The organism is Promicromonospora sukumoe, from assembly GCF_014137995.1.
Classification (GTDB): domain Bacteria; phylum Actinomycetota; class Actinomycetes; order Actinomycetales; family Cellulomonadaceae; genus Promicromonospora; species Promicromonospora sukumoe.
Map to the genome: position 1 here is coordinate 2538877 of NZ_JACGWV010000001.1, position 20207 is coordinate 2559083.

Consider the following 20207-nt stretch of genomic DNA (forward strand, 5'->3'; position numbering starts at 1 on the left):
GGCCTAGCCCGGCCGGCCGACCCGACCGACCTCGCGGACCGCCTCCAGCGGGAACGGCGTCAGCCGGCTCTCCCGCTGGAACTGCCGATAGAAGTCCCCGACCACCGCGGCGACCGGGGCGTACCGGAGCAGCACCGCCGCGAGCGCCGTCGGCACGTTCCCCGGCACGACACCCCGGGCGCAGGCCCGCACGAACGCCCTGCGACTGTCCGGGTCGTACCCGTGCAAGGCGACGGCCAGCCAGTTCACCAGGTGCGTGGCGGTGTAGGCCTGGTCGTAGCCGTGGTGGTCGTCGAGGAAGACGGCCTCGTCCGGGTCGAGGTCGAACCGGGAGGAGATCGCGAGGCCGTAGTCGGCGAAGTAGAGCCGCTCGCCGTCGGTCAGGATGTTCTGGAAGTGGCCGTCGAAATGCAGCAGCCCGCGGAAGTTCATGAACGCGACGCCCGACTCCAGCTCCGCCTCGACCATGGCGCAGGCCCGTTCGGCGGCCTCGCCGCCCGCCTCGATCTGGGTTCCCAGCCAGTCGTGCAGGTCGTGCGGGAAGTACTCCAGGAACAGCGTCACGCTCGCCGAGGACTGTTCCAGGGCCTCGATCCGGTGCCGGATCTCCGCTCGCCGCCCCAGTAGGCGACGGCGTGCTCGACGTCGGCCAGCTCCTCGGGGAGCGGCCGGCCGGCGTCGGGCAGCACGCGCCAGTGGTGCATCAGGGGGAAGCCGTCGTGGTCACCCGCGATCACCCAGCCCGTCGTCATGACGTGGGCGGCGAGCTCTCGCCAGGCCCCGAAGCCCGGGCCGCCGATGGTGCCGACGCCGAAGTGGCAGTAGGCCGGCAGCCCGAACAGGTTCGCCGTGGAGCGGAGGTTCTCCGGCCGCCGCTCCAGGTCGGTCAGGCGCACCTGTTTGACGAAGACCGGTGTCCCCTCGACGTCGAGCAGGACGGTCTGCCCGCCGATCCCGGAGCCCACAGGGGTACCGGCGTCGACGAGCTCCTGGAGCCTGCGGTCGCTGCACAGCGACAGCGCCGTGGACACGGCCGCGTGGGCAGCCAGCCGGGCAGAAAGCCGGGCGGCACGGTTCGGCTCAGGACGCACCCAGCGCCCCGTACCCCGCACTCATCGGCATGTAGTCGGCGTCGAAGGCCGCGAGCGACGGCGGCTCGCCGGCCTCGACCGCGGCGACCAGCCGGTCCAGGTACCACTCCCAGCCCGGGCCCGTCTCGGGCAGCGTCTTCGGGTCGAGGTCCCGCTGCCGCAAGGTCAGCGTGGTGCCGCCGTCCACCTCAGCGAGCTCGGCGCTGAGCCGCCAGTTGCCGAACTCGTCCTCGGCACTGACCGCCAGCAGCCGCGGCGGCTCGCACGTGTCGACCCGGAACTCCGACGGCTTCCCCGGCTCGGGCTCCGCGTTCATCGTCACCATCACGCGCCCGCTCGACGGGTCACCGGTCCAGGTGCCGAACCACCGGGCCAGGCGGTCCGACTCGGTCACGCTCGCCCACACGTCGTCGATCGGCACACCGAACCGGCGCACCAGCACCAGGGTCCGGCCGTCGTCCTCCAGGGTTCCGGTCAGGTTCATGCGCTCTGCTCCTTCGCGTTCGCGGTCGTGCCTGAGGCGGACGTCCCCCGACGGCGGTCCCGTGCGGCCCGGCGCACCTCGGTGTCCAACGCGTCGAGGTTCGCGACGGAGACCGGCGCCCGGCGCGCGGTCAGCGCGCCCAGCAGCTCACGCACCTCGGCGAGCGGCGCGGGATCGAGCGCGTAGCGCCGCTCGCGACCCTCGTCGGTCCCCCGCACCAGCCCTGCCTCGCTGAGCACCCGCAGGTGCTTGCTGATCGCCGGGCGCGACACCGCGTGCTCCGCCGCGAGGTCCACCACGCGCGCCGGACCGTCCGCGAGCCGCAGCAGCAGCTCGCGCCGGATCGGATCAGCGATGGCCCCGAAGACGTCCATGGCGCAATGGTAACCGCTCGGTTACCATTTCGCGAGCGACCCATCGCGCCGGACCGGCAGCGTCACCCCCTCGGCGGAGTGGCACTTGCCCCAGGACGGCTCAGTCGCTCGCGCCCTCGGGAACGACGTCGGCCACCCGCACGTCCACCACGGCGTCGGCCACCCGCACGTCCACCACGGCATCCCCGCCCTCGGCGAAGACCTCGACGCCCACCGCATCAGGGCCCGGGAACACCAGCTCGCTGACCACTACCTCGCCGTCGTTCGCCAGGACCTCGACGCCCATCGCGTCGGTCAGCACGTCGAGCGTGAGCGCGCCGTCGACCAGCCGCACCGGCACCCGGCGCGGTGTCGCGAACCCCTCGTGCGCGACGACGCCCGACGCCGAACGGTCGAGCACGAGCTCACCCGCGGCCCGGTCGTAGCCGATGCTCGTGCCGCACGACTCCCCCACCAGCACCCGGATGCCCACGAACGACGCCGCACCCGGCACGATCCGCGCCCGCACGCGCTGCTGCAACCCAGCCCCCCGGCCGACGACGGCGGTCGGACCGGCGCCCGGGCCGCCCGGACCAGAACCGTCCACGACCAGCCCCTCGACGGACACGACTTCCCGTTCGGCCGCGTCGATCTCCCGCGAGAACCGGCTCACCAGGCGCGGCACGCCGTCCACGGCGCTGAGCCCCAGGTCCCGCGGCGCCGACATGATCCCCTGCCACGGCGACGTCGGCGCCCGGAACGCCTGCCCCATCCAGCCGATCAGCACGCGGCGTCCGGCCGGCCCGTCCACACCGAGCCCGACGCCGCCCGGCTCGCCCGCGAGGCCGTTGAACGTCGCCGTCGCGTACAGGTCGGCGCCATGGTCGACCCGGCCGGTCGGCACGGCGACGTCCTCGACGAAGCGCTCGCCGTCGAAGTCGCCGACCACGTAGTGCTGCCCCGGCCCGCCGGTGCTGAGCACCAGCACCCACCGCACGGCCCCAGAACCCTCCACGACCAGCGGAAACAGGTCCGGGCACTCCCACATCTCCGGCAGCCGCGCGCTCTCGAACGTGCTCGTGGTGCGCCACCGCAGCAGGTCGTCCGAGACGTTCACGACCAACCGGGAGGCGTCGGCGTCCACGGCCACCATCACCCAGTGCCCACCCTCCGGCGGACCGAACCAGAAGACCTTGGGGTCGCGGTAGTCGGTCCGGCCACGGTCGTGCACCGGGTTGCCCGCGTACTTCTCCCAGGTGCGCCCGCCGTCGGCGGAGAACGCGACCGACTGCGCCTGGTTGCCGCCCTGCACCGGGTGGTCCCGGTAGGCGCTGGTGTAGAGCGCGACCAGCGGCGCGACCCCCGCGGCACCCAGCCCCGACGTGTTCGCGGCGTCGACCACCGCGGAGCCGGAGAAGATCATCTCGTGCTCCGTCGCGGGGATCGCCACCGGGTGCTCGGTCCAGGTGAGCAGGTCCGACGACGTCGCGTGCCCCCAGGCGATGTCGCCCCACTCCGGGGCGCCCGGGTTGTGCTGGAAGAACAGGTGGTACGTGCCGTCGTGGAACAGCAGGCCGTTGGGGTCGTTCATCCAGTTCCGGGCCGGCGAGAAGTGCAGGCGCGGGCGGTAGGGCTCGGTGGCGGCAGGTTCGCTCGTGGGCATGGACGCTGAGGCTAATCAGCGTCCATGCGGGTCGTCAATAGGTATTTATCGGGGGCTAGCCGTCGACTCGCGGACCACCAGGGGGCAGTCCACCCTCTCCGCGTGCGGCACCCCGGCGGGGTCCTTCATCAGCAGCTCGGCCGCCCGCAGGCCCATCTCGCGGTGCGGCAGCCGCACCGTCGTCAGCGCCGGGTGGATCGCGTCGGCCAGCGCCTCCTGGTCGTCGTAGCCCACGATGCTCACGTCGTCGGGCACGCGCAGGCCGCGCTCGTGCAGGGCGAGCAGCGCGCCGAGCGCCATCTGGTCGTTGCCGCAGATCAGCGCGGTGGGCCGCCCGGCGTCGAATACCTCCTGGGCGAGCCGGTAGCCCGACCGGGAGCCGTAGTCGCCATGAAGACGGACCACGCGGGAGGGGTCCGCGCCCGCCTCCCGGAGAGCGTCGTCGAGCCCCGCCTCGCGCTCACCGGCGGCGAAGTCGCCCGCGGGCCCGCCCAGGAACGCGAGGTCGCGGTGGCCCAGGTCGAGCAGGTGGGCCGCCGCCCGGCGCCCGCCCTCGCGGTCGTCGGGCAGGACGGTGCCCTCGCCCGTGCCGCCCGCCGTGGGCCAGCACCCGACGAACAACTCCCGGGTCTCCCCCAGCTCACGGTTCACGGTGACCGGGCCGGTGCCCGCCGAGGCGTGCACGACGCCGGTCACGCCGCGGTCCAGCAGGTCGGCGACGGCCTCGTCGCCGTCGTGCCCCTCGACGTCGATCACCATGCACACGTGCCCCGCGGCGCGCGCCGCGCTCTGCATCCCGGCGAGCATCGCGCCCGCGAACGGGTGGGACGCGACGCCGTACGAGACCACGCCGAGCGTCGTCGAGCGGCTGAGCCGCAGCTCCTGCGCGCGCCGGTTGAGGCGGTAGCCGAGCGAGCGGGCCGCCTCCAGGATGCGCTCGCGCGTCTCGGCGGCCACCGGGATGTCGCGGCGGTCGTTCAGCACGAACGAGACGGTCGACTGCGAGACGCCTGCGGCACGCGCCACGTCGTTCATCGTCGGCCGGCCGACCTTCGCCCGAGCCCCCACAACCCTGCCCACAGCCCCGGCCCCGTCCACCTTCGCCCCAGCCCCTGGCACTTCTGTCATCGGTACCTCCCGCATCGCAGACTACCGTCGCGCGATTCAGTCAATACCTATTGACGACGCCGCGACCCCTCTGCTTCACTCATCGCCCAATAGGAATTGACCACCTCAGAGAGGAGGGGACGGATGCCATTGCCGCCACTGTCCCGACGGTCGCTGCTGCGGGCCGGGGGTGTCGGACTCGCGCTCGCGGCGACGACAACCCTGGCGTCGTGCGCGCCGCCGTCGGACCCGAAGGCCCTGAAGATCGCGTTCTTCGGGGACCAGAGCGGGGCGGACGAGCTGCGCGCGCGGCTCGAGGAGCCGGTCCGCGCGCTCGACCCGACCATCCGGCTGGAGATCAACGCGACGCCGGGCACCGACTGGAACGAGTTCTTCGCCAAGCTGCTCACGCAGATCGCCGCGGGCAGCCGCCCCGACATCGTGAGCGTCGCCACCGAGGGCGTGCAGCTCATGGCCGGCCGCGGCCTGGCCGCGCCGCTGGACGAGTACGTGACGCGCGACCTGGCCGAGCTCCAGGACTACTTCGACGACGTCTCCCCCGCGCTGGTCGAGGCGATGATGTACGACGGCAGCCTGTTCCTGCTGCCCCTCGACTACAACGCCGGGAACATGTACTACAGCCCGGTCCTGTTCGAGCGGGCGGGCCTCGACCTGCCCGCGCCGGACTGGACCGTCGACGACTTCTACGACGCCGGCCGCGCCATGGCCCGCATCCCCGACATCAACGCCTACGACTGGGTCGTGCGGCTGTGGGGAAGCTGGACCTCGTTCCTCTACGCGAACGACGGCAACCTGCTGACCGAGGGCCGCGCGCCCGGCGGGCAGTGGCTCTGGGACGCCGCGTACGCGGGCAACCCCGCCGCGGCCGGCCGCGGCGGCGGCTGGGCCTGGGGCGACCCCGTCGCCAACTCCCCCGCCGCGGTCGAGGCGCTCGAATTCATGATCGAGCTGCGCAAGGAGGGCATCGCACCCTCGCCCGACGTCGGCGGCGGCCAGACCTCGCAGGCCCTGTTCGCCGCGGGCCGCGTCGGCATGAGCGTGGGCGGCGGCTTCTGGGCCGGCGGCCTGCACAACGCGGGCATGGCGCCGGGCACTTTCGACGTGCAGTACTTCCCGCGCTGGAAGTCGCAGCGGCACCTGTTCGGCACGGCCGGCTACTCCATCCTGGAGACCTCCGACAAGAAGGACCTGGCCTGGGAGGTCGTCAAGCGGCTGACCTTCCCGGACGCCTTCGACGTGCTGTTCCCGGGCAACGTGACCACGCCCGCGCGGCAGTCCCTGTCGACGGCGCAGCGGTACGAGACCACCGGCCCGGAGCACTGGGACGTGTTCAGCAGCACGCTGACCGAGTTTCCGGAGACGGCACCCATCCCCGCCCCGATCTACTTCAACGCCCTGTCGACCGCGCTCAACCAGCGCACCACCGAGGCCATCGCCACCGGTGACGCGCGGGCCGCGCTCGACGGGCTGCAGATCGACCTCGAGACGGCAGCGGGAGCGGTCGGATGAGCGCGCCCGCACCCGCCCGGGGTAAGACGCCCGCCCGGCGCCCAGTACCCACCCGGCCCGACGACACCGTCCGGCGCACGCCCGCCGCCCGCCGCAGCCGCCGCGCCGAGGCCGCGTTCGGTTTCGGCATGATCGGCCTGGCCGGCGCGGCGATCCTGCTGTTCACGATCGGCCCGATCCTCGCGTCGTTCGGCCTGTCGTTCTTCGCCTGGGACGTCATCACGCCGCCGCGGTTCGTCGGCCTGGACAACTACGCGGCGATCGGCAGCGACCAGCGCGTGGTGCACTCGTTCGGCGTCACGGCCGTGCTGGCGTTCTCGATCGTGGCCCTCCAGGTCGCGATCGGGCTGTTCCTCGCGCTCCTCGTGGACCAGCGCCGCCGGGCCTCGACCAAGGCGATCTTCCGCACCGTGTTCTACCTGCCACTGCTGGCGTCCACGGCCGCCGTGTCGATCTTCATGACGTACATGTTCAACGAGCGGTTCGGCGTCGTGAACTACTACCTGACCCTGCTGGGCGGCAGCGGCGTGCCGTGGCTGACCAGCGACGCCGGCGCCGTGGTCACGATCGTCTTCGTCGCGGTCTGGCAGTCGGTCGGGTTCACGTTCGTGCTGTTCGTGGCCGCCCTCGCCGGGCTGCCGCGCGACGTCATGGAGGCCGCCGAGATCGACGGCGCCGGGCCGGTGCGCTCCCTGCTGCGGATCAAGCTGCCGCTGATCAGCCCGACGGTCTTCTTCGCCTGCGTGATCGGCCTGATCAACGCGATGCAGCTCTTCGACCAGGCCTTCATCATGACCAAGGGCGGGCCCGGCACGGCCACCACGACCATCACGATGGTCATCTACCAGACGGCGTTCCAGAACCTGCAGTTCGGGTACGGCTCGGCCATCTCCATGGTGCTCTTCGCGGCGCTGATCGCGCTGACCGGACTGCAGTTCACTCTCTCCCGGAGGCTGGTGTTCTACTCGTGACCGCTCCCTCGTTCTCCCCGCCCGCCCAGCGCTCCCGGTCGGCTCAGTTCTCAAGGTCGGCCCTCACCCGCCGGATCGGCCGCGCCGTCGGCCTCGTCGTCCTGGTCCTGGCCGCGATGGTCGCCTTCGGCCCGCTGCTGTGGACGCTGACGACGTCGTTGCGCGAGCCCGCCGAGTCCTTCACCAACCCGCCGGTCTGGCTGCCGCTGGAGCCTGACTTCTCGAACTACGCGAAGGTGTTCTCGGAGGTCTCGCTCGGGCGGTTCTTCCTGAACAGCGTGATCGTCACCGGCCTCATCGTCGGCGCGCAGATCATCACCTGCACGCTGAGCGGCTATGCGTTCGCCATGGTGCGCTTCCCGGGGCGCGGCGCGATCTTCGCGCTGTTCCTGGCCACCATGATGGTGCCGGTCCAGACCACGATCATCCCGGTGTTCGTGCTGATCAGCCGCATGGGGCTGTCCGACAGCCTGGCCTCGCTGATCCTCCCGGCCATCGGCAGCGCGTTCGGCACGTTCCTGATGCGGCAGTACTTCCTGCAGATGCCCGTCGAGCTCGGCGAGGCGGCGCGGGTCGACGGCGCCTCCCGCTTCCAGGTGTTCCGCCTGATCTACGCGCCGATGGCGACGCCGGCCATGGCCACGCTCGCGATCCTCGCGTTCACCGGGTTCTGGGCGGAGTTCTACCGGCCGCTGATCTTCCTGCAGTCGCAGGAGAACTTCACGCTGCCGCTCGGGCTCGTCACGCTCCAGGGCACCTTCGGCACGGGCAGCATCTCGGTGGTGCTGGCGGGCGTGATCCTGTCCATGATCCCGAGCGTCATCCTCTTCGTGATCGCCCAGCGGCGGTTCGTCGAGGGCATCACCGCGGGCTCGTTCCGCTGACCGGCCGGGTCTCCCCGGGGTACGTCGTCGGACGAAGGCGGCGTCATTCCCGGGGCGGCCCGACCGAACCGCGCTCGACCAGGTGCACGTCGAGCGCGACGGGCTCCCGGGCACCCTCGCCCGCGTCAGACCCGCGCCCGGCGGCCCCCTCGATCTCCTCCAGCACGATGCGCGAGGCCTCGGCGACCTTCGCCGGCATGTTCTGCGCGACCGTGGTCAGCCCCGGGGTCGTGTACCGCGCGAAGTCGAGGTCGTCGAACCCGATGACGGACACGTCGCCGGGCACCGACCCGCCCGACTCCGCGATGCCCGCCATGATGCCGACGGCGAGGTGGTCGGCGGTGGCGAACACGGCGGTCACGTCCGGGTGGTCGCGGCGCAGCCGCAGGCCGAGGCGCCGCCCGTCCTCGAACGAGGTGAGCACCTCCACGGCCTCGACGCGCCGCGGGTCGAGCCCGGCCGCGAGGCAGGCCTCGCGGAAGCCGGCCCACCGCTGGCCGACGACGCCGAGGCCCGCGTAGGGCGGCCCGGCGAACAGCACGTGCCGGTGGCCGGCGTCGGCCAGGCGCTCGCCCGCGAGGCGGCCGCCGCCGTGGTCGTCGCTGCGCACGCCGATGGTGCGCGGGTTGGCGGAGTAGCTGTCGATGGCGACGAGCGGCACCGTGTCGACGCGGAGCCGGTCGATCTGCTCGTCGGGGAACTCGACCAGCACCACGCCGTCGAGCGACCAGCCGCGGACGGTCTGCGCCACCTGGTCCTCGTGCTCGATGCCGCGCAGCAGCACGTGGTAGCCACGGTGGCGCAGGTGGGTCTCCATGCCGCCGACGACGGCGACGGTGTGCGGGCTGACCAGCAGGCTGTTGTTCTCCCCCACCGGCACCAGCGCGGCCACGATGTGCGAGCTGTTCGCCGCGAGGCTGCGGGCCGGGATGTTCGGCACGTAGCCGAGCCGGGCGGCGATGCCCAGGACCCGCTCGATGGTGGCGGGCGAGACGCGGGCGCGCTTGCCGTTCATGACGTTCGAGACGGTCATGACGCTGACGCCGGCCTCGTCCGCGATGTCGCTCAGTCGCGTGGTCACGCGCACCTCCCCCGTCGGCTTCCGGCTCCAGCCGCATCCTAGGTCGCTCTTGACCGGGCGGTCGGCGTGCCCGTACCGTCTCAGCGGAAGTTTACCGCTAAACCTCCTGGTTCGAAGACGACCTAGACAGTGCGCATCCGGTTCGAAGGAGATCCCATGCCACGCAGCACCCAGTCCCGCACCCTCCCCGCCTGGCGCAGACGCCTGGCCCTGCTGGCGGCCCTCGCGGTCGCCGGCTCCGCCCTCGTGACCGCGACCGCGGCCCCGGCGGGCGCCGCGACCACCCGCTACCAGGCCGAGCAGGCCGCCCTGACCGGCGGCGCCGTCGTCGCCACGGAGCACGCCGGGTACACCGGCTCCGGCTTCGTGGGCGGCTACACCGACGGCAACAAGGGCTCCGCGACGACGACGTTCGCGGTCACCGCGGCGACGTCGGGCCCGCACACGCTGGCCCTGCGCTACGCCAACGGCACCGGCACGGCCAAGACCCTCACGCTCCTGGTCGACGGCGCCGCCCAGCAGGTCACGCTGCCGGCCACGGCGGGCTGGACCACCTGGGCGACCCAGAGCACGGCCGTCACGCTGAGCGCGGGCAGCCACTCGGTCGCGTACCGGTTCGGCTCGGCCGACTCCGGCAACGTGAACGTCGACGCCCTCGACGTGAGCGACTCGGGCGGCTCCACCGGGGCGGGCTACGGCCCCGGCCCGACGTTCGAGGCGGAGGCCGCCACCCTCGCGGGCGGCGCCGTGACCGCCACGGACCACACCGGCTTCTCCGGCAGCGGGTTCGTCGGCGGGTTCACGGACGGCAACGCCGGATCGGCGTCGGTCACCTTCAAGGTGCAGGTCACCGCGGCGGGGGCCAAGGACCTGACGATCCGCTACGCCAACGGCACCGGCTCGGCGCGCACGCTGTCGCTGTACGACGGCGGCACGAAGCTCACGCAGCTCTCCCTGCCCGCGACCGCGAGCTGGGACACCTGGGGCACCGTGACCCACACCGCGACGCTGAGCGTGGGCAACCACGACCTGCGGCTGGCCTACGCCTCGGGCGACAACGGCAATGCGAACATCGACAGGCTCGACGTCGGCGCGAACGTGCCGCCGCAGCCCGCGGGCCCGGGCGAGGCCGAGAACGCCTACCGCTCCGGGAACGCGGCCGTGGCGAGCGCCACCGGCGGCTTCACGGGCGCGGGCTACGTGGGCGGCTTCACGACGGCGGGCGCGCGCGTGCTGCGCACGGTCCAGGCGGGTTCGGCGGCTACGGCGACGGCCACGTTCCGGTTCGCGACGCCCGCGGGTGCGCGCACCCTCGACCTGCTGGTCAACGGCCGGGTCACCGGTCAGGTGACCTTCGCCGCGGGCAGCGGCTGGCGCACGGTCACGGCGAGCGTGCCGGTGCGGGCGGGCGTGAACACGGTGGGCCTCCGGGCCGCGAGCGCCGGGGCCGACGTGCTGGTCGACAGCATCGCCGTCTCGGGTGAGGCGGACCTGGCGGCGCGCGGCGCGTCGACGTCGTACACGCAGTACGAGGCCGAGGCGGGCGCGACGACGGGCACCAAGCTCGCGCCGTCGCGCACCTACGGCACGGTGCAGGCGGAGTCGAGCGGCCGGAGTGCCGTCCGGCTGGACGCCGTCGGCGAGCGGGTGGACCTGACCCTGACCGCCCCGGCGAGCGGGCTGGTGGTGCGCTACTCGATCCCGGACAACGCGGCCGGGACCGGGCAGACGTCGCCGCTGGCGGTGTACGCGAACGGGACCAAGCTGAAGGACGTCACGCTGACGTCGGCGCACTCGTGGCAGTACGGCGAGTACCCGTTCCACAACGACCCGTCGCTCGGCGGGGCGCACCGGTTCTACGACGAGCTGCGGTTCGAGATCCCGGAGCAGCCGGCCGGCACGGTGCTGCGGCTGCAGAAGGACTCGGGCGCCGTGGCGCACATCGACGTCGACCTGGTCGAGGCGGAGCGGGTGGCGCCCGCGCTGACCGCGCCGTCGGGCGCCGTGTCGATCACGGCGCACGGCGCGACGTCGGGCGGGGGCGACGACACGGCGGCCATCACCGCGGCGGTCGCCGCCGCCAAGGCCGCGGGCGTGCCGGTCTGGATTCCCGCCGGCACCTTCCACGTGAACGACGCCGTCCGGGTCGCGGGCGTGACCGTGCTCGGCGCGGGCCCGTGGCACTCGGTGATCGTGGGCACCGGCCGGGCGGGCGGGTTCTACGCGACCGGCGGCGGCGTGACCATCGCGGACGTCGCGATCTTCGGCTCGGCCACCGTGCGCGAGGACGCCGAGGGGCAGGCCGCGATCGAGGGTGACTTCACGAGCGAGTCGCTGCTGCAGAACATCTGGGTGCAGCACACCAAGGTGGGGCTGTGGGTGCGGCCGGGCTCGCGCGACCTGCTCGCCGTCGGGCTGCGGGTGCGCGACACGTACGCCGACGGCGTGAACCTGCGCTCGGGCGTGACCAACACGCAGGTGACCCAGTCGACGTTCCGGAACACGGGCGACGACTCGCTGGCGATGTGGTCGGACGGCGCCGCCGTCAGCGGCAGCGTGTTCTCCTTCAACACGGTGCAGGCCCCGGCGCTGGCCAACGGCCTGGCCGTGTACGGCGGCGGGGGCGGCAACCGCGTCGAGGACAACCTCGTGGCCGACACCGTCAACGCGGCGGCGGGCATCGCGGTCAGCACCCGGTTCGGCGTCCCGTTCACGGGCACGACGACGCTGGCCCGCAACACCCTGACCCGCACGGGCAGCCGGGAGCCCAACTGGCCGGCCGAGCTGGGCGCGCTGTGGGTCTACGCCGACGTGCACGCCGTCGACGCGCCGATCGTGATCCGCGACATGACCATCCAGGACAGCACCTACGCGGGCGTCCTGATGTCGTGGCAGAAGTCGATCCAGCAGGTCAGCCTGGACCGGGTCACGATCACGGGGTCGGGCACCTACGGCATCGAGCTGCACGCCGCCGGGCGGGCGTCGTTCGCGAACACGACCGTCTCCGGCTCGGGGACGGCGGGGCTGCTGAACGACATGGGGTTCGTGCTGGACCGGCAGGGCGGGAACTCGGGGTTCTGACTCGCTGACCGCCGGGACGGCCCGGGCCCTCTACGGGGCCCGGGCCGTCTTTCCGACGTCGGGCTACTTGCCGCCGGTCGTGGCGATCCCCTGGACGATGTACTTCTGCCCGAGCAGGAACACCACGAACACCGGCACCAGGCTGACGACCGACATCGCGAACAGCGGCCCCCAGCTGCTGGCGCTGGTGGAGTCGACCAGCGAGCGCAGCGCGACCGACGTGCTGAACATCGCCGGGTCGGTGAGGTAGATGAGCTGGGTGAAGAAGTCGTTCCAGGTCCAGATGAACGTGAAGATCGTGGTGGTCACCAGGGCCGGCCGCATGAGCGGCAGCAGGATCTGGGCGTAGATCCGGAAGAACCCGGCGCCGTCGATCCGGGCGGCCTCGTCGAGCTCGCGCGGGATGCCGCGGATGAACTGGACCATGAGGAACACGAAGAACGCGTCCGTGGCGAGCAGCTTGGGCACGATGAGCGGCCAGAACGTGTTGACCCAGCCGAGCTGGGAGAAGATCACGTACTGCGGCACGATCACGACGTGGATCGGCAGCATGATCGTGAGCAGCATGATGCCGAAGAACACGCGCCGTCCGCGGAACCGCAGGCGGGCGAACGCGTAGGCCGCCATCGAGCAGGAGACCAGGTTGCCGACGATGGCGCCCAGCGCGATGAGGCTGGAGTTGACCAGGTACCGGCTGAACGGCAGGCCGGCGCTGTCCCAGCCCTCGACGAAGTTGGCGAGGTCGTCGCCCACGGGCCACAGGCCGGGCGACGTGAAGATGTCCGGCTCGTCTCGGACGGCGCTGACCAGCATCCAGGCCAGCGGGTAGGTCATCGCCAGCCCGATCAGGATGACGACGAGGTGCTTGCTTGCGGTCTTGAGCGCGTCAGTCGTCATAGAACACCCAGAATCGTGAGGCCCAGAAGTTGATGGCGGTGAACGCGGCGACGATCACCAGCAGCACCCAGGCCATGGCGGACGCGTACCCCATCTGGAAGTTCCCGAAGCCGGTCTGATAGAGGTACAGCGTGAAGAACATGGTCGCGTCGGAGGGGCCACCGGTGCCCCCGGACACGATGAAGGCCTGCGTGAACGCCTGGAACGCGTGGATGATCTGCAGCACCACGTTGAAGAAGATGATCGGCGTGATCATCGGCAGCGTGATCCGCGCGAACCGCGCCCAGCGCCCGGCGCCGTCGACGGCCGCCGCCTCGTAGAGCGAGACCGGCACCTGCCGCAGGCCGGCCAGGAAGATGACCATCGGGGCGCCGAAGGTCCAGACGTTGAGCACCACGAGCGTGCCGAGCGCGGTGTCGGGGTCGGCCACCCAGGCGGGGGCGTCGTGCACGCCGAGCAGCGCGAGCCCCTGGTTGACCAGGCCGTCCGCGCCGAACAGGCGCCGCCACAGCACGGCAACGGCCACGGACCCGCCCAGCAGCGAGGGCAGGTAGTACACCGACCGGTAGAAGGCCAGGCCGCGCATCCCCCGGTTGAGCACCACCGCGATGCCCAGGGCGGCGGCGAGCTGCAGCGGCACGGAGACGAACACGTAGGCGAAGGTGACGCCCAGCGAGTTGAGCAGGCGTTCGTCGTCGAGCATCTGCACGTAGTTGTCCAGCCCGAGGAACTCGGGCGGCTGGAGCAGGTTGTAGTCCGTGAGCGAGACGTAGAGCGAGGCGACCATGGGCCCGGCCGTGATGAGCACGAGGCCCGCGAGCCACGGCACCAGGAAGAGGTAGGCGGCGCGCTCCTCCTTGCGGGCGGCCTCGCTCAGGACCTGGGACTTCTCCTGCTTGCGCAGGGTGCGCAGCTCGCCGAGCGCGCTCATCGCAGCACCCGCGCGGACTGCTCGAAGAACTCGGTGGCGGCGTCGGACACGCCCGCCTCGCCGAAGCCGATGTCCTGCCCGAGCTTGGTGAACAGGCTGAGCAGCTCGTTGTAGCCCAGCGGCCAGGCCGGGGGCGCGGGCGGGACGACGTCGGCGACACGGCCCACGTAGTCGACGGCGCGCTGCTCCGCCGACCCGGCGTCCAGGTCCAGCAGGTCGATCGCGCGCTGCGACGGCGGCACCCCGAGCACGATGCCGAGGGCGCGGATCGCGTCGTCGTCGTTCACGAGGAAGTCGATGATCCGGGCCGCCTCGTCGGGCTGCGAGCTCGTCGAGGCGATGGACCAGAAGTCGAGGCACTTGACGAACAGGCCCGAGGTTCCGGTGCCGGCGGTGGGCGGCGTCAGGATGTCGAGCGGGCCGTCGAGGAACGGCTGCACGAACGCGACCTGCTGCACCCAGCCGAAGCCCACCGGGGTGGTGCCCTTGGCCAGCGGCCAGGTGTCGAAGCCCGCGACCTCGGCCGACACGGCCGCCGGGGGCGCGCCGCGGTGTGCGCGCAGATCGTGCCAGTAGGCCCACCACTCCTCGAGCACGCCCTGGTCGAACGCGAGGTTCGAGCCGTCCGGCGTGAACATCTCGGTGCCGTGCTCGCGCACGTACGACTCGAAGAGCTGGAGGCTGCCGCCCTGGTCCATGGACCCGTAGACGTCGTCGCGCGCGGCGCCGACCTCCTTGGCCCAGGTGCCGAAGTCGGCCCAGGTCCACGACTCGTCGACGTCGGGCACGCCGAGCGCGGCGACCAGGTCGCGGTTGACGAACGCGGCGTTGGCGATGGAGCTCTGGCTGATGCCGTAGTAGGTGCCGTCGATGCGGGCGCTGTCGGCGATGTCGGGGGCCATGTCGTCGATGTGGATCGCCGGGCCGGACGTGCCGGTCTTGCCGAGGTAGGGCGACAGGTCGGTCAGGGCGCCCCGGTCGGCGTAGTCGGCGAGGTAGCTCATGGACATGCGCATCACGTCCGGGGCGGAGCGGCCGGCCGTCTGGGTGGCGAGGCGGTCCCAGTAGTCGTCGAACGCCGAGAACTGCGCGACGACGTCGACGTCCGGGTGCTTGGTGCCGTAGAGCCGGACCAGCTCCTGCATGGCCTCGTGGACCGGGTCGCCCCCGTACCAGCTCAGGCCGGGTTTGCCGGGCGGGGAACCCTTCGGGCCGCAGGCCGCGAGGGACGCCGCGGCCAGGCCGGCGAGCGTCACGCCGAGGAGCTGGCGGCGGGTGAGGTCGGGGGTCATGCGGGGGCTCCACCTTCCTGCTCGGCTCCCGGCGGGTCGAAGACCCAGTTGTGGGGCGCGCGCTTGGCCGTGTACGCGCCGGTGGGCAGCTCGTCCTGCGCGCGCAGCATCCACTGCGTCAGGCGCCACAGCAGGTCGGCGCGGGCGGTGGCGTACGCGGGGTCGTCGAACAGGTCGTGCACCTCGGTCGGGTCGGCGGCGAGGTCGTACAGCTCGCCGCCGCCGTCGCTGTGCACGACGAGCTTGAGGTCGCCGTGACGCAGCATCCGCGAGCGCCCGCTCTGGGTGACGGTGTTGAGCTCGTCGAACGTGCGGCCCTCGTACGGGAAGTGCAGGGGCGGGCGTTCGTCGGCGCCGTAGGTGAGGCCGCCGAAGCCGCGCTCGGCGTAGAGGTCGTCGAACTCGCGGGAGGTGCGGTCGCCGTCGAGCAGGAGCGGCGCGAGGCTGCGGCCGGTGACGCCGTCCGGGATGGCGGAGCCGACGAGCTCGGCGATCGTGGGCAGGATGTCCACGATCGAGACCAGCTCGCCGCGGGTGCGGGCGGCGACCGGTCCCCCGCTGAGGAAGAACGGGATGCGCATCAGCACCTCGGGCAGGCCGGCGCCCTTGCGCTGGAGGCCGTACTCGGCCACGTAGTCGCCGTGGTCGCTGACCATGACGACCAGCACATCGTCGCCGAGGGTGGCCCAGACGTGCTCCATGAGGCGGCGCACCTGGTCGTCGAGCAGGCGGAGCTGGCCGCAGTAGTTGGCGCGGTAGCGGGCGCGTTCGTCGTCGTACCCGGGGCGCTTCTCCTCGACCAGGTCGCGGAGCCAGGCCCAGTGCCCGCCCTTGGCGGTCGCGACGTCGGGGCCGTGCAGGCGCTCGGGGATCTCGTCGGCGGAGAACAGGCTGAAGTACGGCTCGGGCACCTGGTAGGGGTTGTGCGGCTCGGGGAAGGAGACCCAGAGGAAGGTGGGCTGGGGTTGCTGGGCCGCTTGCTCGGCGGCCTCGGTGACGGCCTCGACCGCGTCGGAGACGATGCGGTACGGGAGGGAGTCCTCCAGGGGGAACGGCGTCGGCTCGGGGGCGACGCCGTGGTCGAGCTCGTCGAGCCAGCGGTCGAAGGCCTCGTGCCCGGGCGTGTGCTGCGGTCCGCCGGTGTGCCAGTACGGGCCGCGGTAGGCGTCGAAGTCGTCGGGGCCGCGGTGCATGTGGGGCTTGCCCGCGAAGATGCGGCGGTAGCCGGCCTCCCCCAGCACGTCGAGCAGGTCCCGGTCGTACCGCGCGGAGCCGGGCGTGCTGTTCTGCGTCACGCCGTGCGCCGACGGGTACCGCCCGGTCAGCAGGCTCACGCGGGCCGGGACGCACAGCGGCGAGCTGGTGTAGCCCCGCTGGAAGTCGGTGCCGCGGGCGGCGAGCTCGTCGAGGAACGGGGTGGTGTCCACCGGGAACCCCGACCGGGCGGACAGGTCGGCCCGGTGCTGGTCGGTCATGATCAGGACGATGTGCGGCGTGGTCGCCGGCGGTTCCATGGGTGCCTCTCACGGTGGGCGGTGCGACACCGTGGGAGCGGCCCGAGCTTTGCCACGATGCAAGCGGATCGGCCCGCACACTATCCAGTAGGCTTGCCGCGATGCAATAGCAGCGCCGCTGAGCAGGCCGGTCACCGCACGCGGTCACCGCGAGGCCCCGGCGCCGCCAGTCCGTGCAGGTGCGAGGAGGCCACCGTGGGTCGACGCGAAGATGTCGCGCGTCTCGCCGGTGTCTCGGCACGCACGGTGTCCAACGTGGTGAGCGGCACCGTCAACGTCGCCGCCGGTACTCGGGCGCGCGTGCTCGCCGCCATCGAGGAGCTCGACTACCGGCCGAGCGAGATCGGTCGGATGCTGCGGTCCGGCCGCACCGGGATGGCCGCGCTCGTGGTGCCCGACCTGGACAACCCCTACTTCGCGGAGCTGGCCCGCACCCTCAGCGAGGCCGCCCGCCGTCAGGGATACTCGCTCATGATCGAGCAGACCGACGGCGTCCGGGAGCGGGAGCGCGAGCTGCTCGCCCGCGCCGACACCAAGGCGATCTTCGACGGCCTCATCGTCAGCGCGCTCAGCCTGACCGACGACGACCTGAGCCGGGCGTCCCGCACCCAGCGTCCCGTGGTGCTGCTGGGCGAGGAGCCGCACCCCGGCTTCGACCACGTGCACATCGACAACTTCGTGGCGGCACGCGAGGCCGTCGAGCACCTGCTCGCCACCGGACGCGAGCACATCGTGGCCGTCGGCGCCCAGCGCACCCCGCAGTCCTCCAGCTCGCTGCGGCTGGCCGGCTTCGAGGCCGCGATGAGCGCCGCACCGCACGCCTCGGCCGACGTCGCCTACGTGGACACGTTCACCCGCCGCGGCGGGGCCGACGCGACCCGGGCCCTCCTGCGCGGCGCCACCCTGCCCGACGCCCTGTTCTGCTTCTCCGACCTGATCGCGCTCGGCGCCCTGCGCGCCCTGCACGACGCCGGTGTCTCCGTGCCCGAACAGGTGGCCGTCGTCGGCTTCGACGACATCGAGGACGGCCGGTACGGCAACCCCAGCCTCACGACGATCTCGCCGGACAAGGCGGCGATCTCGGAGGCCGCGATCGACGCGCTGGTTCGGCGGATCGACGGGGACGACCGCGAGGCGGTGCGGGTCATCGCGCCGCACCGCCTGGTCCAGCGGGAGAGCACGGGAGCGTAGCGCGGGGTCGCAGCGCGGCCTGGCCGGCTCGCCCCGCTCTCTGTGCCCGGGCTCGTCCGTCCGACGTGTCGCGCCCGGCTCGTCGCAGCCGACCGCCTCACGCCCCGGCCGGTGCGGGCTCCTCCTGACCCGAGACAGAGACGCTGCCCGTGACGCTCGCGTCCAGCCGCAGCGCCGCGACGAGCTCGCGGTAGAGCTCGTCCGTCTCCAGCAGCTCGGTGTGCCGGCCGACCGCCCGGACCCGGCCGCGCTCCAGCAGCACGATCTGGTCGGCGTCCATGACCGTCGAGATCCGGTGCGCGATCGTCACGACGGCCCCGGTGCTCGCGACGTCCCGGATCGCCTCCGCCAGCGCCGCCTCGGTGAGCCCGTCGAGCTGCGCCGTCGCCTCGTCGAGCAGCAGGATCTCCGGCCGGGCCACCAGCGCGCGGGCCACCGCGACCCGCTGACGCTCGCCGCCCGAGAGCTGCGACGCGCTCACCTCGGTGTCCAGCCCGTCCGGCAGCACCGCGACCCGGTCGGTGAGCCGCAGCGCGTCGACCGCGGCCCGGATCTGCGCGTCGGTGGCGCCCGGGGCGGCGTAGGCGAGGTTCTCGCGCAGCGTGCCCGGCACGATCGGGGTGTCCTGCTCCACGTAGGCGATCCGGGACCGGATCTGGTCCGTGGTCCAGTCGGCGTAGGGGCGCCCGTCGAGCTCGACCCGGCCGGTCTCAGGGCTGAGGAACCGGAGCAGCAGGGACATGATCGTCGTCTTGCCGGCGCCCGACGGGCCCACGATCGCGGTATGCCCCCGGCGCGGCACGTCGATGCTCACGCCGTCGAGGGCCGGAGGACGGCCGTCGTCCACACCGCCCTCGCCCGGGTACCGGTAGGTGACCTCGCGCAGCCGGACCAGTGACGACTCGCCCCCGCTGCCGGGCTCGGCGCCCGACGCACCCGCCGCGGCAGCGGCGTCGTCGTCCGCCTCCAGGCGCATCTCCTCGACCTCGCTGATGCGAGCGGCGGCCGCGAGGCCGGACTGCAGCGACGTGAGCGACATCGTCAGGAGCATGACGGGCATCATGAGCTGGAACACGTAGAGCAGGAACGCGACGAGCGTGCTGACCGTGATGGCGTCGGTCGAGACGCGCCACGCCCCGACGCCGAGCAGCAGCATCACGGCCAGGTTGACCGCCACGCCGGTGATGGTCCAGGACACGTTCTCGAGCTTGACGGCGCGGATACCGCTGCGGGCCGACGCCTCGGCGTGCGCGGAGACCCGGCCGGTCTCGCGCGACTCGGCACGGGCCGACTTCACGGTGCGCAGCGCCCGGATCACGCCTTCGAGGCGGCCGCCGAGGGCACCGACGTGCTCCTGCGCCTCCTGCTGCGCCCGGGACAGCCGGGGCATGAGCGCGACGACGCTGATGCCGGCCACGATCAGCACGGCCACGGTCACGCCGAGCAGCACGACGTCGAGGTAGGCCATCAGCACGATCGCGCCGACCAGGCCGATGATCCCGTTGACGAAGTTGACCACGCTCGACGTCGTCGCCTCGCGGATGAGCAGCGTGTCCGAGGTGACGCGGGTGACGAGCTCGCCGGGCTGGCGCGCGGTCACCTCCGGCACGCGGGCGTGCAGCAGGTGGCGCACCAGCCCCGTGCGGGCCGCCAGGATGATCCGCTCGGCCAGGGTGCCGAGCATGATGCCCTGGACCAGCCCCACGACCGTGCCGGCCACGAGCAGGACCGCGAGGATCGTGATCGGGGTGGCCAGCGACGCGGAGGCCTCCAGCCCGTCGAGCACCGCCTTGGTCACGAGCGGCGTCGCCAGCTCGGTGGCCGTGCCGATCGCGCCGAGGACGAGCGCCACCACCAGCACCGCCTTGTGCGGACGCGCGTAGGCCCACAGCGCCCGGACCTTGTCCCGGGTGCTGCGCTCACCGGCTCCCGCGGGGCGGCGCACGCCGTCCTGCTCGCCGACCGTCCCCGTCTGTGGTCTTCCGTCTGACACGTCACCGCTCCGTCCGCTCGCAGTCCGCTCGGACTGCCGGTCCTCGCCGCTCGGTCGAGCCGCCGTCCTACAGGTGCGATCCATTCTGCGACACCACTGTCGCATTTCGCAACCGTATTGTGCCGCGCCGGGCGACGGCCTAAC

At 72.5% G+C, this 20207-nt stretch carries 17 protein-coding genes; 5 read left to right on the forward strand and 12 right to left on the reverse strand.

Going from position 1 to position 20207, the window contains the following annotated elements:
• Window positions 1-3: 3 nt before the first annotated feature.
• From FHX71_RS28815 to FHX71_RS11245, 6 genes are all read right to left on the reverse strand, one after another.
• Window positions 4-564, reverse strand: a complete 561-nt coding sequence (locus tag FHX71_RS28815) for a protein kinase family protein (protein WP_220489646.1) — start codon at window positions 562-564, stop codon at window positions 4-6.
• On the reverse strand, window positions 561-1031 hold the full coding sequence (locus FHX71_RS28820) for a hypothetical protein (RefSeq protein WP_220489648.1): 471 nt from the start codon (window positions 1029-1031) through the stop codon (window positions 561-563). Before FHX71_RS28820 ends, FHX71_RS28815 begins: the two co-directional genes overlap by 4 nt.
• 49 nt (window positions 1032-1080) lie before the next feature.
• Complete coding sequence (locus FHX71_RS11230) at window positions 1081-1575, reverse strand: SRPBCC family protein (RefSeq protein ID WP_182616226.1); 495 nt, start codon at window positions 1573-1575, stop codon at window positions 1081-1083.
• A complete protein-coding gene (locus FHX71_RS11235) occupies window positions 1572-1949 on the reverse strand; it encodes an ArsR/SmtB family transcription factor (protein ID WP_182616228.1) in 378 nt (125 codons plus the stop codon). The genes FHX71_RS11230 and FHX71_RS11235 overlap by 4 nt, the downstream gene beginning before the upstream one ends.
• A 100-nt stretch (window positions 1950-2049) precedes the next feature.
• Complete coding sequence (locus tag FHX71_RS11240; RefSeq protein WP_182616230.1) at window positions 2050-3591, reverse strand: glycoside hydrolase family 32 protein; 1542 nt, start codon at window positions 3589-3591, stop codon at window positions 2050-2052.
• 45 nt (window positions 3592-3636) lie between these two features.
• Window positions 3637-4617: a LacI family DNA-binding transcriptional regulator gene (locus FHX71_RS11245; RefSeq protein ID WP_220489650.1), complete on the reverse strand. Its 981-nt coding sequence runs from the start codon at window positions 4615-4617 to the stop codon at window positions 3637-3639.
• A gap of 225 nt (window positions 4618-4842) precedes the next feature.
• Here FHX71_RS11245 and FHX71_RS11250 point away from each other — a divergent pair, with 225 nt between their 5' ends.
• Genes FHX71_RS11250 through FHX71_RS11260 form a run of 3 tightly spaced genes read left to right on the forward strand, consistent with a single transcriptional unit; the run spans window position 4843 to window position 8083 of the window.
• Window positions 4843-6228, forward strand: a complete 1386-nt coding sequence (locus tag FHX71_RS11250; RefSeq protein ID WP_246402530.1) for an ABC transporter substrate-binding protein — start codon at window positions 4843-4845, stop codon at window positions 6226-6228.
• Window positions 6225-7199 (forward strand): carbohydrate ABC transporter permease, encoded by a 975-nt coding sequence (locus FHX71_RS11255; protein WP_220489652.1) that lies wholly within the window; start codon window positions 6225-6227, stop codon window positions 7197-7199. Before FHX71_RS11250 ends, FHX71_RS11255 begins: the two co-directional genes overlap by 4 nt.
• Window positions 7196-8083, forward strand: a complete 888-nt coding sequence (locus FHX71_RS11260; protein ID WP_182616234.1) for a carbohydrate ABC transporter permease — start codon at window positions 7196-7198, stop codon at window positions 8081-8083. Before FHX71_RS11255 ends, FHX71_RS11260 begins: the two co-directional genes overlap by 4 nt.
• A 43-nt stretch (window positions 8084-8126) precedes the next feature.
• Here FHX71_RS11260 and FHX71_RS11265 read toward each other — a convergent pair whose 3' ends face one another.
• Window positions 8127-9164, reverse strand: a complete 1038-nt coding sequence (locus FHX71_RS11265; RefSeq protein WP_312877017.1) for a LacI family DNA-binding transcriptional regulator — start codon at window positions 9162-9164, stop codon at window positions 8127-8129.
• A 156-nt stretch (window positions 9165-9320) separates the two neighbouring features.
• Here FHX71_RS11265 and FHX71_RS11270 point away from each other — a divergent pair, with 156 nt between their 5' ends.
• A complete protein-coding gene (locus FHX71_RS11270) occupies window positions 9321-12245 on the forward strand; it encodes a CBM35 domain-containing protein (protein WP_182616238.1) in 2925 nt (974 codons plus the stop codon).
• A gap of 63 nt (window positions 12246-12308) precedes the next feature.
• Here the strand turns inward: FHX71_RS11270 and FHX71_RS11275 are convergent, their stop codons facing one another.
• Genes FHX71_RS11275 through FHX71_RS11290 form a run of 4 tightly spaced genes read right to left on the reverse strand, consistent with a single transcriptional unit; the run spans window position 12309 to window position 16879 of the window.
• Window positions 12309-13142, reverse strand: coding sequence for a carbohydrate ABC transporter permease (locus tag FHX71_RS11275; protein ID WP_182616240.1), 834 nt, complete (start codon window positions 13140-13142; stop codon window positions 12309-12311).
• The gene (locus tag FHX71_RS11280) at window positions 13132-14073 is read right to left on the reverse strand and encodes a carbohydrate ABC transporter permease (RefSeq protein ID WP_182616242.1); all 942 of its coding nucleotides are present in this window, start codon (window positions 14071-14073) and stop codon (window positions 13132-13134) included. Before FHX71_RS11280 ends, FHX71_RS11275 begins: the two co-directional genes overlap by 11 nt.
• On the reverse strand, window positions 14070-15365 hold the full coding sequence (locus FHX71_RS11285; RefSeq protein WP_182616244.1) for an ABC transporter substrate-binding protein: 1296 nt from the start codon (window positions 15363-15365) through the stop codon (window positions 14070-14072). The genes FHX71_RS11280 and FHX71_RS11285 overlap by 4 nt, the downstream gene beginning before the upstream one ends.
• Window positions 15362-16879, reverse strand: a complete 1518-nt coding sequence (locus tag FHX71_RS11290; protein WP_182616247.1) for a sulfatase-like hydrolase/transferase — start codon at window positions 16877-16879, stop codon at window positions 15362-15364. The genes FHX71_RS11285 and FHX71_RS11290 overlap by 4 nt, the downstream gene beginning before the upstream one ends.
• A gap of 195 nt (window positions 16880-17074) precedes the next feature.
• Here FHX71_RS11290 and FHX71_RS11295 point away from each other — a divergent pair, with 195 nt between their 5' ends.
• A complete protein-coding gene (locus tag FHX71_RS11295) occupies window positions 17075-18070 on the forward strand; it encodes a LacI family DNA-binding transcriptional regulator (protein WP_220489654.1) in 996 nt (331 codons plus the stop codon).
• A 97-nt stretch (window positions 18071-18167) separates the two neighbouring features.
• On the opposite strand, the gene FHX71_RS11300 is transcribed toward FHX71_RS11295, so the two are convergent.
• Window positions 18168-20063 (reverse strand): ABC transporter ATP-binding protein, encoded by a 1896-nt coding sequence (locus FHX71_RS11300; protein ID WP_312877018.1) that lies wholly within the window; start codon window positions 20061-20063, stop codon window positions 18168-18170.
• Between the last annotated feature and the right edge of the window lie 144 nt (window positions 20064-20207).